Here is a 17,756-nt window from a genome sequence, read left to right on the forward strand (position 1 = left end):
GCAGGGATCTGGGGAAAGTTCCCCTTCCCAGAGAAAAAAGAGATGTTATATTGTAACGACAATTATCAAAGGTATCGCTTTCGTTACCGCGTTCAGCCTTCTCTTTTTGACTCAAGGCGCCCTGTTGTGCGCCCTCCAAGGAATGACCGATGTCTCTCTTCCCTTCTCGCCCACTGCTATGGCACCTCACTCCGCTGGCCGCCGCTCTGCTGATCAGCTCCCAGGCTCAAGCGCTGGAGCTGCAACCTCAAGTGATCACCGGCAACCCACTGGGAAGCGAGCAACTCGCCTCGCCGACCACCGTACTGGAAGGCGATGACCTGACCCTGCAACAAAAAGGCAGCCTCGGCGAAACCCTGAACAAGCAGCCGGGCGTGTCGTCGTCCTACTTCGGCCCTGGCGCCAGCCGCCCGATCATCCGGGGCCAGGACGGCGACCGCATTCGGATTCTACGCAATGGCGTCGGCGCACTGGATGCTTCGTCGCTGTCCTATGACCACGCCGTGCCACTGGACCCGATCAATGTCGACCGCATCGAAATCGTTCGCGGCCCGGCCGCCCTGCTCTACGGTGGTAGCGCCATCGGTGGGGTGGTCAATACCTTCGACAATCGTATTCCCACCGAGGCGATCGAAGGCATCCACGGCGCCGGTGAACTGCGCTACGGCGGCGCCGCAACCACCCGCAGCAGCGCCGGCAAACTGGAAGCCGGCAACGGCACGTTCGCCCTGCACCTGGACGCCAATGCCCGGGAATTCAACGACCTGAAAATCCCCGGCTTCGCCCGCAGCCGTCACGCAGCTGAAAGCGAAAACGGCGACGGCAAGCGCGGTCGTCTGGGAAACAGCGACGGCCGGCAGGACGGTGGCGCAGTCGGTGGTTCCTACACTTGGGATGACGGTTACGCCGGTCTGTCCTACAGCAACTACGACAGCAACTACGGCTCACCCGCTGAGGAGGACGTGCGGATTCGCATGAAGCAGGATCACTACGCCTTCGCGTCCGAGATCCGTAACCTGCAAGGCCCCTTCACCTCGGTGAAACTCGACGCTGGCTACACCGACTACGAGCACCGGGAAATCGAAGGTGGCGAGACCGGCACCACATTCAAGAACAAGGGTTATGAAGCCCGTATTGAGGCGCGGCATCAGCCATTGGGGCCGTTCGACGGCGTAGTGGGCGCCCAAGTAACCCGCAACGAGTTTTCGGCCCTGGGTGAAGAGGCCTTCGTGCCGAAGACCGACACCAATGCCGGCGCGCTGTTTATCCTCGAAGAAATGCAGGCCACCGAGCGCCTGAAACTGAGCCTGGGCGCACGCCTGGAACACACCACCGTCGACCCGGACGCCAAGGGCAACGAGCGCTTCGCCAATGCCGACAAGTCCAACAACTTCACCGCCGGCAGCTTGTCGTCCGGGGCGGTCTATACCCTGACACCGATCTGGTCCCTGGCCGCAACCCTGGGCTACACCGAACGCGCCCCGACCTTCTACGAGCTGTACGCCAACGGCGCTCACGTCGCCACCGGCACCTATGAACTGGGCGACGCCAAGCTGTCGAAGGAAAAAGCCGTGTCCAGCGACCTGGCCCTGCGCTTTGACAATGGCACCCATAAGGGCAGTGTTGGTGTGTTCTACAGCCACTTCTCCAACTACATCGGCCTGCTGGGCAGTGGTCGAACCTTGAATGACGAGGGCGAAGAGGACGCCAGCGGCATCCCTGAATACACATACTCCGGAGTGCGCGCCCGTTTCGCCGGCTTTGAAGCCCAGGATCACTGGAAGCTGGGCGAAGGCGCCTACGGCAAGTTCGCCCTGGAACTGTCAGGCGACTACACCCGTGCCACTAACCTGGACACCGGCGAAGCCTTGCCACGCATTGCTCCGCTGCGCTTGAACTGCGGCCTGCTGTGGGAACTGGACCGCTGGCAGGCGCGGATCGACGTCGAGCACGCGGCAGGCCAAGGCCGCGTGCCCGATAACGAAAGCGGCACCAACGGCTACACCACCCTGGGCGCCAGTGCCGGCTATCGTTTCAACGTCGGGGGCAGCCAATGGCTGGCCTTCGTCAACGGCGAAAACCTGACCAACCAGACCGTGCGTTATGCCAGCTCGATCCTGCGGGACATCGCGCCGGCGCCGGGACGCAGTGTGGAGTTCGGGTTGCGTACTACCTTCTGACGCAGACCTTGCGGGCAACAAAAATCCATTGTGGTGGGCAGGCTTGTTGTGGCGAGGGGGCTTGCCCCCGTTGGGCTGCGAAGCAGCCCTAAAACCTGCTACGTCGGTCTATCTGAAAAAACTCAGCGATCTTATTGGGGCTGCTTCGCAGCCCAACGCGGGCAAGCCCGCTCGCCACAAGAAACCGCAGCCTCAAGCTCGGGTGTCCCAGCCCCACTGTTACCAAATACGAAACGATCCATCTTGCGAATGCCCCTTTCTCTCCTCGACGAGTGGCTTTATCCTTGTCAGCAATGACCTGAAACGTTTCACTCCCAATCCGTCCCCGACTTGCTGTGTTCTCGCCCTTGGCCCGATCACACCGGGGAGCTGTTGTCCCACTTCCTTAGAACGCGGTTTATCCCTGTCGATGTCATCCCCTGAAGACTATTCGCAGCCCTATAGACAGCGCTGTCTTTGCAACAGTGGCGCACCTGGATAAACGACGTCTCTACACACAGGTCGCATGGCCGAAAAAAAACAACACTTTTGCAGCTGAACCAAGCCCGCGCCGGATCGTCATCTACAGTGAACAAGCGCGGGACTACATTAAACGTCACGGAGAACAACACTATGAGCACTGATGGTGCTTCAAGCCCAAGCCGCCTGCTGCCCAGGCTGCTGGGGATCTTGCTGCTGATAATGGGCCTGGCCTTGCTGGCCGGGGGGATCAAGCTGAGTATGCTCGGCGGGTCGCTGTACTACCTGCTGGCCGGTCTCGGCATCACCTTGACCGGTGTCCTGCTGCTGGCTACGCGCCGTGCGGCGCTGGGCCTGTATGCAGTGGTGCTGTTTGCCAGCACCGTCTGGGCCTTGTGGGAAGTCGGCCTGGACTGGTGGCAGTTGGTGCCACGCCTGGCACTGTTGTTCGCCCTTGGCATCGTCATGCTGCTCCCATGGTTCCGCCGTCCGTTGCTGCGTGGTCAATCTGCCCCTCTGGGCACTGGCGCACTGAGCGTGGCCGTGGTCCTGGCTGGTGCTGCTGCCGTTGCCAGCCAGTTCACCACTCCGGGTGAAATCAAAGGCCAGCTCGACCGCGATGCGGTTCCGGGCATGACCAACGCCGCTCCGGCCCAACCCGATGGCGACTGGAACTCCTACGGTCGTTCGGCATTCGGTGACCGTTACTCGCCACTGGCGCAGATCACCCCGCAAAACGCCCACACGCTGGTACCGGCGTGGACCTACCGCACCGGCGACTTGCCTGGCCCAGGTGATCCCGGTGAAACCACCGCGGAAAACACCCCGCTGAAAGTCAACGGCATGCTCTACGTGTGCACGCCGCACAGCCAGGTGATTGCCCTTGACCCGGACACCGGCAAGGAAATCTGGCGTTTCGATCCGAAGCTCTCGACGCAAAAAGCCGAGAACTTCAAGGGTTGGGCGCACATGACCTGCCGTGGCGTGTCGTACCACGATGACGCCGCCTACGCCGCCACCGAGCAGAGCCCGGCCACCGACGCCGCTGCTCCGGCCGCCAACGCCTGCCCACGCCGGATCTTCCTGCCGACCGCCGACACCCGCCTGATCGCCCTGAACGCCGACACCGGCAAGATGTGCGAAGACTTCGGCGACAAAGGCCAGGTCGACCTGGGCGCCAACATCGGCACCTTCGCACCAGGTGGCTACTACTCCACCTCGCCACCCGCCGTCACCAAGAACCTGGTGGTCATTGGCGGTCACGTGACCGATAACGTCTCCACCGACGAACCAAGCGGCGTGATCCGTGCGTTCGACGTACACACCGGCAAGCTGGTGTGGAACTGGGACAGCGGCAACCCGGACGACACTACGCCGATTGCCGAAGGCAAGACCTACACCCGCAACTCGCCCAACATGTGGTCGATGTTCGCCGTGGATGAAAAGCTCGGCATTCTCTACCTGCCGATGGGCAACCAGACCCCGGATCAGTTCGGCGGCTACCGCACCGACGCTTCGGAACTGCACGCCGCCGGCCTGACCGCGTTGGACATCGACACCGGTAAAGTGCGCTGGCACTACCAGTTCACGCACCATGACCTGTGGGACATGGACGTGGGCGGCCAGCCAAGTCTGATCGACATCAAGACCGCTGACGGCGTGAAACAAGCCGTGATGACCTCGACCAAGCAAGGCAGCATCTATGTGCTGGACCGTGCAACCGGCGAGCCGGTGATTCCGATCCATGAAATACCGGTGCCGCAAGGCGCAGTGGCTGGCGATCGTACCTCGCCGACCCAGCCCAAGTCCGACCTCAACCTGATGCCACCGCCCCTCAAGGAGCGTGACATGTGGGGCGTGACCCCGTTCGACCAGATGCTCTGCCGGATCGACTTCAAGTCCCTGCGCTACGACGGCCCGTTCACCCCACCATCGCTGCAAGGCTCGATCGTCTATCCAGGCAACTTTGGTGTGTTCGACTGGGGCGGCATTTCGGTTGACCCGGTACGCCAGATCGCCTTCGTCAACCCGAGCTACATGGCGTTCAAGTCCAAGTTGATCCCGGCGGAAAAAATCGCCGAGCAAGGCCCGCGGGTTAGCGAAACCGAAGGTGTGCAGCCAAACAAAGGCACTCCGTATGGCGTGGTCCTGGAAGCGATGCTCTCGCCACTGGGCCTGCCGTGCCAGGCACCGGCCTGGGGTTACGTGGCAGCGGTCGACCTGACCAACCACAAAACCATCTGGATGCACAAAAACGGCACCGTACGTGACAGCTCGCCGGTTCCAATCCCCCTGACCATGGGCGTCCCAAGCCTGGGCGGGACTTTCACCACCGCCGGTGGCGTGTCCTTCCTCAGCGGTACCCTCGATCAGTACCTGCGCGCCTATGACGTGAAAAACGGCAAGCAGTTGTGGGAAGGTCGCCTGCCAGCAGGCGCTCAAACCACACCGATGACCTACACCGGCAAGGACGGCAAGCAATACGTGCTGGTCATGGCCGGCGGTCACGGTTCCCTGGGTACCAAACAGGGTGACTACGTGATGGCGTTCAAACTGCCGGATTAACTCACCGCCAGCAGTCAGAAGAAGCGGCTACCGGAAGGTAGCCGCTTTTTTTTGCCCACGGCCCTTGTCTCCGTCCTGACATAGGTATTTATACAATTGCGCAGGGGGCCGATTTCTGTCGATACCGTCATCAGGCAAGCGCCAATCTCGGCTCATGCATTCGGCCCGTTGTAGCCGCTGCCGAGGCACGAGGCTGCGATAAGGGCCGCAGGACCTTCAACGGTTGAGAGACTGGCGACTGCTGCGCAGCCGATCGCAGGCTACGCCAGCGGCTACAGAGGATGGTGCCCGTCATCGGGCAAGCGCCAATCTCGGCTCATGCATTCGGCCCGTTGTAGCCGCTGCCGAGGCACGAGGCTGCGATAAGGGCCGCAGGACCTTCAACGGTTGAGAGACTGGCGACTGCTGCGCAGCCGATCGCAGGCTGCGCCAGCGGCTACAGGGAGCGGTGTTTCACACCAGCGCCCGCTCTCGACGCATCCACATCTCGAATGCCATGGCATTCAATGGCCGACTGATCAGATAGCCTTGGGCGGTGTCGCACTTCCACAGCTTCAGCAGTTTCAGGCTGGGCTCGAACTCCACGCCCTCAGCCACCACCTTGAGCCCCAGGTTGTGGCTCATTTCAATCGTGGAACGCACGATCACCCCATCGCCGCTGGCGCTGTCGAGGTTGCGCACGAAGGACTTGTCGATCTTCAGTTCCTGCACCGGCAGGCGCTGAAGTTGTGCGAGGGATGAGTATCCGGTGCCAAAGTCGTCCACCGACAGGCTGATGCCACAACCGCGCAGTTGCTCCAGCACACGCAGGGCCTGCTGGGGGTTATGCATGATTGCGCTCTCGGTGATTTCAAACACCAATTGCTGCGCAGATACACCGTAGTGTGCCAGCCGTTCAGTGACACGGGTGGCCAGGCTGTCATCACTCAAGTCATCCACCGAGATGTTCACCGACAGTTGCACTTGCCACCCCCGTACATCCCACTCAGCCAATTGGCGAATAGCTTCCTCAATCACCCATTGGGTCAAGCTACCAATACTGCCGGTGCGTTCAGCCAAGGGAATGAATTCGGACGGTGAGACCAGCCCCAGGGTCGGGTGCTGCCAACGCAACAATGCCTCGGCCTGGCGCACGTGGCCGTGGTGCAGGTCGAGCTTGGGTTGGTAACACAGGAACAATTCGTTCTCCACCGCTGCCCGGCGCAGATCCCGGATCAGGGTGATCTGGCGTTGGTGGGCCAGGTCACGGTCCTGCTGATAAATCTGCAAATAACCGGGCAACGCCGCAGCATCGTGGCGAGCAATGGACGCACGGCTGATCAGTTCTTCGACGTGTTGTCCATCAGCAGGATAAGCGGCGATACCGATGCTCACTTCATGCCTGAGCTCATCACCGCCAATGTGCAGGGGCTCCGTCAGCAGCCCATACAAACGGTCGGCCCGAGCCACGGCGCGGTCGATCTGGGTGTTTTCCAGCAGCAGCAAAAACTCCGTGCCGGTGATCCGCGCCGCGGTATCGCTGGCCGACAGGCTGCACAACAAACAACGGCTGGCCTCGCGCAGCATCGCTTCCACCCCTTGGGGACCAAAGCCTTCGTTGATCAGCCGGTAGTTTTCAATCCCCAGGTACAGCAACACCACCGGCCGGCCGGCGCTGATCGCACTGCCCAGACGCTCCATGGCCAGCGCGCGGTTGGGCAGGCCCGTCAACGGATCATGCAAGGCGTTGTGGGCCAGCTGTTGCTCGCGCACGGCAATGCCGCTTTGCATGGCATTGAACGCATGGGCCAGCAGGCCGAACTCATCCCGACGGCGCACCACCACCGGCGTGTGGTAATCACCGGCACCAATACGCTCGGCGGCCCGCACCAACGTATTGAGCGGGCGCGAGACCCGCCGCGCCATGAACAACACGCCCACCAACGACACCGCCAACGCCGCCAAGGCAATGCCGAGAAACTGCCCATCAAGGGGCGCGAAGGATTGCAGTGAATGGTCCAGGGGGCTTTGCAGCAGCACCTGCACCGGGTTGCGGTCACTGTCATCGGTGTTGGCCAGTTGCAGGGCCTGGTTGAGAAAACGCTGACCGCCCAGAACGCTCATGTGTGCGCTCGGGTTTTGCGCCGAGTCATGCAGCGAATTCTGCATGGCGCTGATGATCGCCTCCCAGTACGCAGGGGGCTGGGTGCTGAACAGTTCGCCCGGCTGCCGGTCCTGCTGGCTCATGAACGACACTTCGAGGTTGCTCATGGTGCGCAGTTCGCTGGCGAAGATATCGTCCATGCGAAACCCCATCACCACCCGGGCGATGGGCTGCGGGTCGAGGACTTCATCCTGCACCAGCAGGAAGGGATGGCCGTCGAGGGTCACAATCAATGTGTGCAAGGCGCTGCGCCGAGCCTCGCGCAACGCATCGGTGTAGGGAAAGGCTCGGCCCCCAAGGACGGCAGGCAAGGTACTGGCGATGACCTGGCCACCAAGGCCCAGCACAAACACCTCACTGGCGCGAATGCCCGTGCCGTGCCGACGCAGCGCGGCGAGAATCGGCGCCGATTGGCCACCCGCGACAGCGCGGCGAAACTGCGCGTCCACTGTCAGCCAGTCAAGGCCATATTGCAGGCGTCGGCCCCGCAGCTCCAGCAACCGCTCGAACACCCGGCTACCGGTTTCCAGTTGCACCTGCGCCTGCTTTTCCATGGCATGGTAGGTGGCGGTCTTCATCGCGAAGTACACCGCGCCCACTACCACCACCAACAACAGCGCCAGCACGCCGGCAATCCGCGCCTGGAAGGTATGGCGCCATTTCATGCCCACGCCCTTTTCAATGAGCCGAAAATCCCCTTGGTCATCTGCGTCCCTCGCAACAACTGAACCCGGCGTCAAAAAAATGCCCTTCCAGGAAGGACACTTGGATTTTTCAGATTAGCCTTGGTTGAGCAGAAGCACACGCAATAAAAACTGGACGTCGACTGTCATTAAAATGGCGGTATTTTTTTGTGGTGCCTAACTTCTTGCCCGCATGACATCACCCCAACGCCGCACCAGGTAGTTGTGCTCATCCATCACCGAGTTCCACACGGCAATATGGCCCATGCGCTGCTCGTAGGAGCCGCCGTCGCGCACTTCGCCAATATCGATCAACGGCAGGCCGTCGCTGCCCAGCAGTTCTTCGCGGGCCGGCTTGCCGGCGTACCAGTAATCCCATTCGGCGCTGCTCAGGTGGTCGCGAGTGCGGGCCGGGTTGCCAATGTAGTAACCCTGGCGGGCCATCACCGCGCCCGGCCAACCGGACAGCCACCAGTTGAGGTAGGCGTAGGCGGCATCCAGCACCCGGCCCTGGGCATGGCGCGACAGGGACAAGCCGCCGAACCAGGCGCGATAACCTTCCCGAGGCACCGCCAAACGGTATTTGACCCCGGCGCGGTGCAGGCGCATCAAGGTCGGCGACCACAGGCTCTGGATATCGACATGGGGGCTGAGCATCAATTGCGCCGCTTCTTCGTCATCGGACCAGAACGCTGCAAAGTGCCCTTCCTTCTGCTTGCGTACCAGGATGTCGGCCAGCACATCGATCTCCTCGATGCTCATGTTGCCGATGTCCTTGAAGGTGGCCAGTCCTGCGCCCTGAACCGCCAGCGCCGCGTCGAGGGCACCGATGGCCGCGTCGCTTTGTAGCGCAGTGCGGGCACTCCAGGCAGGATCCAGCAACCAGCCCCAGCTTTCGTTGGCCGGGCTGAAACCGTCGGGAAGGCGCTCGGGGCGGTAGGCAAAGCTGTCGGCGTTGTGGGTCAAGGGCAGCATGCTGATGCGGTGGGTGACGGTGCTGCCGAGGCTGCCGTCGTGTTGCACGAACAAGCGTTCGCTGGGCACGCTGCCGCCGCCCAGGCGGTCGTTGGCGGACAAGCGGCCACACTTGGGCAGGTTATTGATTTCATGCCACAGGGCGATGCGCTGGGTGTCGATAGGCTGGATCGCCCGTGCCGGCCACACGAAGTCAACGTTGTGAAACCACTGGTCGTACAGGTCGTAGCTTTCGGGCTGCATCACCGCAATGCGCTGGGCCTTTTCGACGTCGTGCACTTGATAGACCAGGCGAATCCCCAGTTCCTGTTCGGCGCGTACGCGCAAACACTCAAGCAACGTCACCGACGTCCCCAGCACCCGCAACGTAATCATGAGTTGAACCTGCGGGAGAACACATCAAAGGAGCGGCGCAGCAACGCCGGGTCAAGGCCCCGCAAGATAAACACCAGGCGCGACTGCCGATCGGTACCCGGCCAGGCAGGCAAGTGGACCGGCGCATGCAGGCAGTGCTGCACGCCATGAATGACGATGGGAGCTTGGCTGGCGTTCACGTTGAGCAGTCCTTTGACGCGAAGAATGCGTTCGCCATGGCATCTTAACAGCATCGAGAGCCAGACCCCGAACCCCACCCAGTCCAGCGGCTGGTCGAAGGTCAGGCAGCAGACTTGCGCCGCGCCATGGGTGGCGGTGGTGGTTTGATGGAGTTTCCAGCGGCTCACTTCGGCCGCGGGTTCGGCACTGCGCAGGCCTTCGCCTAGCAGCAATTGATCGCCGCTGTCGATCTCATGGGTATTGAGGATCGGCGTGCCGGCGTTCAGCGCCTGCAAACGTTCGCGCAGCGGTTCGCAGTCCTCCACCCGATCGGTCTTGCTCAACAACAGGCGATCAGCCGCTGCCACTTGCGCCAGCCACTCCGGGTGCAGGCGCTCTTGCAGTGCTGCGTGGCTGGCGTCCACCAGCGTGATCACCAAGCCGATATGAAAGCGCCCGCGCAGTTGCACGTCGTTGTTCAAGGTGGCGAGGATCGGGGCCGGATCGGCCAGCCCGGTAGTTTCCAGGATCACCCGTTTGAAGGCGGGAATCTCGCCCCGGTCGCGACGTTGCAGCAGACCGAGCAAGGCGTCTTTCAACTCACCGCGAATGGAGCAGCAGACACAACCGCTGGGCAGCAGCACCGTATCTGGAGCAACTTCCTCCACCAGCAAATGATCAATGCCGACGTCGCCGAACTCGTTGATCAACAGCGCGGTATCGCCCAGGCTTTCGCCTTGCAGCAGGCGCTTGAGCAGGGTGGTCTTGCCGCTGCCGAGGAAGCCGGTGATGACGTTGAGGGCAATGCTCATATTCTTAACTCCCTATCGACCTTGTAGATACCGTCTTGCGCGTCACCAGGCAAGAGTCCTGTCAGGTCATACATTTGGCCCGTTGTAGCCGTTGCCGAGGCACGAGGCTGCGATAAGGGCCGAAGGACCTTCAGCAGTCGCCAGGTGATCGACACGGCCCCGGCAGCGGCTACAAGGATTGTTCCAGATGATCGAGCAGTGTCGGGTCCAGCGGATCCAACGGTCGGCCGAGCATGGTTTCCGCTGCTCGCCACAGCTGATCCAGGCCGCTGGCCAGTTCCTGCTTGCCGGTGGCCCCCAACAGCAGATAGGACGCGCCCTGGAAGTCCTCGACCTTGAGCCGGAACACCGCCAGCACCTGATTGATCGCTGCGATCCGGCGCAGGCGCTCGCGGCGACGGGGCAATTCATCGCCCAGAGGGTCGCTCCAGTGCAGGTCTTCGCCCAACAGTCCGCAGAGTCCACACATAATTTATTGCTCACTCATGGCATGACGTCGCCGGAGTTCGGGCCAAGGGTCTGGCCGACGAACAGGTTGCCGCCAGGTTCACTGGCGAGCAGCACGGCGGTGGGGGCAACTTCGTCCGCCAGGCCAAAACGGCCCAGGGGCAACTCGGCAGATTTGGCGCGCTTCCAGGTGTCGCTGATGCCGCCGACCAAGGGCGTTTCAATCGGGCCGGGGGCGATGGCGTTGACCAATACGTTGTCCTTGGCCACTTCAAGGGCCAATGATTTGGTGAAGCCAATCACGCCGGCCTTGGCGGCTGCGTAATGGGTCAATTCGGCGCCGCCCTTGATGCCCAGTTGCGAGGCGACGTTGATAATGCGGCCCCAGCGCTGCGCGAGCATATGCGGCAGGGCCCGCTGGCTGGCGACGAAGACACTGGTGAGGTCGACGCGCAGCATGTCGTTCCACATTTCGATGCTCAGGTCGACACAACGGGCCTGGGTCAACATGCCGGCGTTGTTGACCAGGATGTCGATGCCACCGTAATGCGCGACGCACGCATCAACGCTGGCCCGGGCGCCTTCGACGGTGCCGACATCGGCCACGCATTCGAAGACTTCGGCGCCCAACGCGCGGCAGGCTTGGGTGGTTTCGGCCAGGCGGGTGGCGTCGCGGTCGGCCAATATCAGGCGTGCGCCTTCGACGGCATAAGCGCGGGCGATGGCGGCTCCGATGCCGCTGGCGGCGCCGGTGATGACGGCACGGCGGGTGGTGAGTTGGGGCATGGTGAACTCCTCAAATAATCAAACGACGAACGCGGTCAAATGTGGGAGCGGGCTTGCTCGCGAATACGGAGTGTCAGTCAAATATGTATCAACTGACCCACCGCTTTCGCGAGCAAGCCCGCTCCCACATTGGGACCGAGTCCGGCTTAAAGCTGGGATCAATCCGGCCAGCGCACGGTCAGCCCGCCATCAATCACAATGCTCTGCCCCGTCAGGTAACTCGACTCTTCACTGGTCAAAAACCGCACCAAAGACGCCACTTCATCCGCTCGCCCAACTCGGCCCAGCGGAATCGCCCGCGCCGCTTTCGCCAAACCCTCAGGCCCCAGGGAGTTCTTCGCATCCAGCGACTGCGGCGTTTCAATCAACCCCGGAATCACCGCGTTGCAACGAATCCCCAGCGGCGCCAACTCTACCGCCAGCGACCGGCACAACCCCGGCACTCCGGCCTTGGCCGCCGCATAGTGTGAGTGCTCCTGCCAGCCATACACCCCACCGGCAATCGACGAGATCGCCACCAGCGCTCCACCTTCACGCATATGCCGGGTCGCCGCGCGGAAGGTGCGCATCACCCCCGTCAGGTCGACATTGAGCATCTCGTTCCATAACTCATCGGTCATCTCCAGCAGCGGTGCTCGGCGCAGCAGGCCGGCGTTGGCCACTGCGTAATCGAGACGACCAAAGTGCTGGATCGCCTGGGCAGCCAGGTTATCCACAGACGCGGTATCGCCCACGTCCAACGGCAGCATCAAGCATTCGCCGCCGGCCTGCTCCACCCGCGCAACGGTCTGATGCGGGTCATGAGGATCGGCCGGGTAATAACCGCCCACCACCGCCACACCGCTACGGGCATAGGCCACCGCGAGGGCCTGGCCGATGCCGCTGGCAGCACCGGTAATCAAGGCAACTTTACGACTCATCAACGGGACTCCTTACTTGACGGTTTCAGGGCGCACATGGCGCGCGGCAAACATCAGCGCACCGGAGAGAAAGCACGGCAGTGCGCCGAAATACAGGGCAGAGGTCTGCCAATCGCCGCCGGCAGACAACACCGACGTGGCACCGAAACCTGCAACCACGGCCCCAATCGGCCCCATGGCATGAATGATCGCGCCGCCGGTGGCGCGGATACTGGTGGGGAAACTTTCACTGATGAAAAACAGCGCCGCCGAGTACGGCCCGATCAGGAAGAACAAACCCAGGCTGTAGAGCCCGACCACCATCGGCATGTTGCTCGGGCCATAAAGCATCCCGGCAAACGACAGACCACCGAGCATCCACCCCAGGCCAATCACATTGCGTCGGCCGATCTTGTCGCCCATCCAGCCGTGGCACAGGTAACCGCAGTAACCCACCAGGTTCGACAGCACCAAGATGATCAGCGAGTTCTCGAACGAGATGTGGTGCACGCTGACGATCACCGACGTGCCCAGCACACTGAACACCTGAATCGCCGCCCAGTTGAGCAGAATCGCCGCGCCGATCACCAACGTCGCGCGCCGTGCCGGGCCACGAAATGCGGCTTTGAGGCCAGCCTTGCTGTGTTCGTCATAGTCCACGCCGTAGGTCACGGCGACGCTTTGCGCCTGTGCCACCGCACCGCTTTTACGCAGTTCGCCGATGCGCTGGTGGATCTGGAATTGCGGGCTCTCCTTGAGCTTGCGGGCCATGATCGCGATCACAATCGCCGGGATCGCCGCAAACACGAAGCAACCCTGCCAGCCAATGATCGGCAGCAACAGCGCGGTCAACCCCGCCGCGATCAACGCGCCCACCGGCCAGCCGCCCTGCACCAGGCTGTAGATAAAGCCACGCCGTTTGGCCAGTTTCGGGTCATCGGAGGCGGCGTACAGTTCGCTCAGGTACGTGGCGTTGACCGTTTCCTCGGCATACCCCAGGCCGCCCAACGACCGGATAAAGATCAGCGGCGACTTGCCCCACGCACCGCCGATGGCGGTCAGTGCCGAACAGATGGCCGAGCCCGCAACCGTGAAAATAATCCCTTTGCGCCGACCGAGCTTGTCTACCAATGGCCCGATGGCCAACGCCACCACGGCCGTACCGACGGCCACCCAGGTGGCGATCTCAGCTTGCTCCACTTCACCCCAGCCGAAATGCCGGCCGATTTCCGGCAGCAAAGTGCCGAAGAGGATGAAGTCATACACCGCAAACACCCAGGCGAAAAATGCGATCCAGGTGGCGAAACGCACTTCCTTGGGCGTCAGTTGCCGGGGTTTCCAGCCAGTCAGGTCAAGCGTGTTGTAGATAGACATGAGTCGCGCCTCGAGGGAGCAAAGGGTCAGGTACGGTCGTCCCCTGTAGGAGCGAGCTTGCTCGCGAAAAACTCAAGATCACCGCGTTCATCCGGGATGCCCGCGTCATCGTTAACGATTTTCGCGAGCAAGCTCGCTCCTACAGGGAGGGGTTGGGTCAGGTACGGGGCTGGCGGCGGATGAAGTCGTCGGCGATTTCGTCGAAGGTGACGAAGCGCACGCCGGCATGGCTCTGGATGTGCTCGATCAGCCGTTCAAGCATCAGCAGCACTTGCGGGCGACCGGACACGTCGGGGTGGATGGTCATGGTGAACACCGCGTGTTCGTGTTCGCGGTAGACCCAGTCGAACTGGTCGCGCCACATTTCTTCGAGGTGGCGCGGGTTGACGAAGCCGTGGCTGTTGGGAGCCTTTTTGATGAACATCATCGGTGGCAGGTCATCGAGGTACCAGTTGGCCGGGATCTCCACCAGGTCGGTTTCTTCGCCGCGCACCAGGGGTTTCATCCAGGTGTCGGGGTGCTGGCTGTAGTCGATCTTGGTCCAGCTGTCGCCCTTGCGCACGTAGTAGGGATGGAAGTCGTTGTGCATCAGGCTGTGGTCGTACTTGATGCCTTTTTTCAGCAGCAGCTCGTTGGTGACTTTGCTGAACTCCCACCATGGCGCCACGTAACCGGTGGGCCGTTTGCCGGTGACCTGGGTGATCAGCTCGATAGACTTGTCGAGGACGATTTCTTCCTGCTCGGCCGTCATGGCGATGGGGTTTTCGTGGCTGTAGCCGTGCACGCCGATTTCATGGCCGGCGTCGGCCACGGCCTTCATTTGCTCGGGGAAGGTTTCCATCGAGTGGCCGGGGATAAACCAGGTGGTGCGCAGGCCGTAGCGTTCGAACAGTTTCAGCAGACGTGGCGCGCCGATTTCACCGGCGAACAGGCCACGGGAAATATCGTCCGGGGAATCTTCGCCGCCGTAGGAACCGAGCCAGCCGGCGACTGCGTCGACGTCGACGCCAAATGCACAGAGGATATCTTTAGCCATGATGTGTCTCCTTATTGGATAGGTACGGTTTCAACCGAGAGCGCGGCTCTTAACAGCCGTGCGTCTTCGCCGCTGGGGGCGCTGAGCAGCAGACCGGTGGGCAGGCCCAGGGCATCGCGGCCGCTGGGCAGGGTCACGCCGGGCATGTCCAGCAGACTGCCGGGCATGGTCAGGCGCAGGGTGGCGAGGTTGGTGCTGACGAACAGTTGATCGTCGGCTTCCAGCGGTGCCAGGGCCGGGGCGACGTGGGCTACGGTTGGGGTGATGAGGATGGCGCCGTCGAGTTCGTCGATCAGTTGCTGTTGCAGGCGGCGGCGAGCGTCATACAGGCCCAGCAGTTGGCTGGCAGGTAACGTGCGCGCGGCTTCAAGGCGGCGGCGTACGCGAGGGTCCAGTTGCTCCGCGTCGGGGCTGTCGAGCAACGCTTCGTGTAAGGCAAAGGCTTCGAAAGAACCCAGCCAGCCTTGATGCCGGATCAGGTCCAGAGTGGCTTGAAAGGTCTTCGAGGGACGGACATCGATCAGCGCACCGGCGGCCTTCAACCGATCGATAGAACGGTGCAGGTTATCGCGCACGCTCTGTTCGACCCGGGCGTCTTCCAGCACGCTTTGTTCAACCTGAAACCGCTGGCCCTTCAGGCTGCGGGCCGGACGTGGCTGGCGCTGGTCACGGCCATTGAGCAAGTCATCAATGGCCAGCGCGTCACGCACACTGCGGGTCAGCGGGCCGAGGCTGTCGAGGGTGTGGGCCAGGGGAAACACGCCGTCGCGACTGTAGCGTCGGCAACTGCTGCGGTAGCCAACCAGGCCGTTGAAAGCGGCGGGAATGCGGATCGAACCTGCGGTGTCGGTGCCCATGGCAATCGGCACGATACCGGCCGCCACAGCGACCGCCGAACCTGAGGACGAGCCGCCGGGAATACGCGGTTGGTCAGTGCCATACGGGTTGTGGGGCGTGCCGAAATGCGGGTTCAGGCCCAGGCCCGAATACGCCAGCTCGCTGAGGTTGGTCTTGCCCATGCTGACCATGCCGGCGCGGCATAACTGGCTAACGATTGGGGCGTCCAGCAAGGCAGCCGGCGCCTGGCGACGATAGGCGGCGCCCGCCGTCGTCACACTGCCGGCAACATCAAACAGATCTTTCCAAGCCAGCGGTACACCATCGAATACACTCAACGGTTGGCCTGCACGCCAGCGGGCGGCGGCAGCTTCGGCTTCGCGCAGGGCGCGTTCGGCGGTCAGCGAGGTAAATACCCCCGCAACGTGGGCGGCCTGGGCCAGTGCCTGCTCCAACACTTGTACCGGATCACTGCGACCGCAGGCGAAATCCTCGGCCAATGAAGTGGCGTCTGACATGAAAGGCCCCCTAAAAACGTACATATTAATAAAATGTACGTTTTATAAAGGCAGCATTCGTGCCAGCCTCATCGTCAGGACGGCGCACTGCTCACACTTGGAGCCCCAACTCTGGCGTAGATACACGGGCTAGATGGGTTTACATCGCTGGAAGAAAAATCCACCGATGCGTCGACGCTGTCCTAGAATGAAATAATGTATCTTTTGTTAATAAATCCATCTTGGTGCAAAAAAGTAACATTCACCTCTTGATGGCCCCAAAAAAGTGCCACTCACGTGGCGCAGAGTGACAGGGATATCTATGAGAGAATCCCCGGCCATCGTCCCCCTGCTCTAGAGAACCCGATGAAAGCAGTGTCAGCCTCGGCTTCCCGTTACGCGATGATCCGCCAGGTCTTGCGTGACGCCATCGTCAACGGCACCGCCCGCCATGGCCTGGTGCTGCTGGAAGCCCCCTTGGCCGAGTTGTTCGGTACCAGCCGGGTGCCGGTGCGCAAAGCCCTGGACCTGCTGCACAAGGAAGGGCTTATCTGCCGTTTTGAGGGCCGGGGTTATCTGATCAGCCCGAACGGCCTGGCGCTGGAGCCATTGCGCCTCCCCTTGAGCCATGCGCACCTGGGCCTCAACGGTGGTGATGAACTGGTGGACACTCGGCCATTGGGCGAGCGAATCGTCGAGGAAATTGGCGCGGCGCTCTCTACCTGCATCGCCTTCGGCCACTACCGTCTGGACGAGCAAGCCGCCGCCGAACACTACGGTGTCAGCCGCGCGGTGGTACGTGAAGCGCTGATGCGCCTGCGGGATCGCGGCCTGGTGGAAAAAGAGCCGTATTCCCAATGGCTGGCCGGGCCACTGACCGCCCGCGAAATCACCGAAGACTACGAACTACGCGCCTGCCTGGAGCCGGAAGCCTTGCGCCAGAGCGCACCGAACCTGGCGCGTGAAGTGCTGGAAGCCATGTTGCAGCGGGTACTCGACGCGCAAAACAGTGCCCATTGCAGCCTGGAAGAAATCGAACAGATTGAAGACGACCTGCACCAGCACTGCCTGGCCGGCATGCAAAACCGCAAGATCGCCGCGCTGATCCGCCAAGGGCAGAGCCCGATGATCATCAGCCGGATTTTCTACCGCCTGCTGGGTATCGGCGCAGATCCGGCGATGCTGGCCGAGCACCGCTTGATCCTGGAGTTGCTGCTGCATGGCGCCATCGATGCGGCGGCGATGAACCTGCGCGAACACCTGCAACGGGCACGGCAACGGATGTTGCAGCGATTGAAGGTGCTGTCGGTGTTGCCAGAACAACCATTGCCGGGCTACCTCAGCAAAATCAGCTGAGTACACACACTCCAAAATGTGGGAGCGGGCTTGCTCGCGAAGGCGGAGTGTCAGTTGATACACATTTGACTGACATTCCGCCTTCGCGAGCAAGCCCGCTCCCACAAGGGAATTGTGGCGTGGCGAATATCATGCAATTTGTTGCTAACTGATCCCGGCCATTGAAACCACCG

Annotated in this window: 12 protein-coding genes; 3 read left to right on the forward strand and 9 right to left on the reverse strand. The window is 61.9% G+C overall.

Going from position 1 to position 17,756, the window contains the following annotated elements; translation table 11 throughout:
• The first annotated feature begins 149 nt into the window (after positions 1-149).
• Entirely contained in the window at positions 150-2,180 is a 2,031-nt protein-coding gene (locus J7E41_RS08410) for a TonB-dependent receptor (protein ID WP_214991655.1), read from the forward strand.
• Between the two features lie 612 nt (positions 2,181-2,792).
• Positions 2,793-5,204: a glucose/quinate/shikimate family membrane-bound PQQ-dependent dehydrogenase gene (locus J7E41_RS08415; RefSeq protein ID WP_214991657.1), complete on the forward strand. Its 2,412-nt coding sequence runs from the start codon at positions 2,793-2,795 to the stop codon at positions 5,202-5,204.
• 453 nt (positions 5,205-5,657) lie between these two features.
• Here J7E41_RS08415 and J7E41_RS08420 read toward each other — a convergent pair whose 3' ends face one another.
• From J7E41_RS08420 to J7E41_RS08460, 9 genes are all read right to left on the reverse strand, one after another.
• On the reverse strand, positions 5,658-8,012 hold the full coding sequence (locus J7E41_RS08420) for a putative bifunctional diguanylate cyclase/phosphodiesterase (protein ID WP_214991659.1): 2,355 nt from the start codon (positions 8,010-8,012) through the stop codon (positions 5,658-5,660).
• 195 nt (positions 8,013-8,207) lie between these two features.
• Positions 8,208-9,380: an ABC transporter substrate-binding protein gene (locus J7E41_RS08425; RefSeq protein ID WP_214991661.1), complete on the reverse strand. Its 1,173-nt coding sequence runs from the start codon at positions 9,378-9,380 to the stop codon at positions 8,208-8,210.
• On the reverse strand, positions 9,377-10,351 hold the full coding sequence (locus J7E41_RS08430) for a CobW family GTP-binding protein (protein WP_214991663.1): 975 nt from the start codon (positions 10,349-10,351) through the stop codon (positions 9,377-9,379). Before J7E41_RS08430 ends, J7E41_RS08425 begins: the two co-directional genes overlap by 4 nt.
• 169 nt (positions 10,352-10,520) lie before the next feature.
• Entirely contained in the window at positions 10,521-10,820 is a 300-nt protein-coding gene (locus J7E41_RS08435; RefSeq protein ID WP_169356195.1) for a hypothetical protein, read from the reverse strand.
• A 14-nt stretch (positions 10,821-10,834) separates the two neighbouring features.
• Positions 10,835-11,584, reverse strand: a complete 750-nt coding sequence (locus tag J7E41_RS08440; protein WP_214991665.1) for an SDR family NAD(P)-dependent oxidoreductase — start codon at positions 11,582-11,584, stop codon at positions 10,835-10,837.
• Between the two features lie 158 nt (positions 11,585-11,742).
• Entirely contained in the window at positions 11,743-12,504 is a 762-nt protein-coding gene (locus J7E41_RS08445) for an SDR family NAD(P)-dependent oxidoreductase (RefSeq protein ID WP_214991667.1), read from the reverse strand.
• A gap of 12 nt (positions 12,505-12,516) precedes the next feature.
• Positions 12,517-13,857, reverse strand: a complete 1,341-nt coding sequence (locus J7E41_RS08450) for an MFS transporter (protein WP_214991669.1) — start codon at positions 13,855-13,857, stop codon at positions 12,517-12,519.
• Between the two features lie 157 nt (positions 13,858-14,014).
• Positions 14,015-14,893, reverse strand: a complete 879-nt coding sequence (locus tag J7E41_RS08455) for a polysaccharide deacetylase family protein (protein ID WP_003234086.1) — start codon at positions 14,891-14,893, stop codon at positions 14,015-14,017.
• Positions 14,894-14,904: 11 nt separating this feature from the next.
• A complete protein-coding gene (locus tag J7E41_RS08460) occupies positions 14,905-16,248 on the reverse strand; it encodes an amidase (RefSeq protein ID WP_214991671.1) in 1,344 nt (447 codons plus the stop codon).
• A 345-nt stretch (positions 16,249-16,593) separates the two neighbouring features.
• Between J7E41_RS08460 and J7E41_RS08465 the strand changes: the two genes are divergently transcribed.
• Positions 16,594-17,583, forward strand: a complete 990-nt coding sequence (locus J7E41_RS08465; RefSeq protein ID WP_214991673.1) for a GntR family transcriptional regulator — start codon at positions 16,594-16,596, stop codon at positions 17,581-17,583.
• Positions 17,584-17,756: the final 173 nt, after the last annotated feature.

Origin of the sequence: Pseudomonas fluorescens (assembly GCF_018614655.1) — a bacterium.
GTDB lineage: Bacteria > Pseudomonadota > Gammaproteobacteria > Pseudomonadales > Pseudomonadaceae > Aquipseudomonas > Aquipseudomonas fluorescens_BX.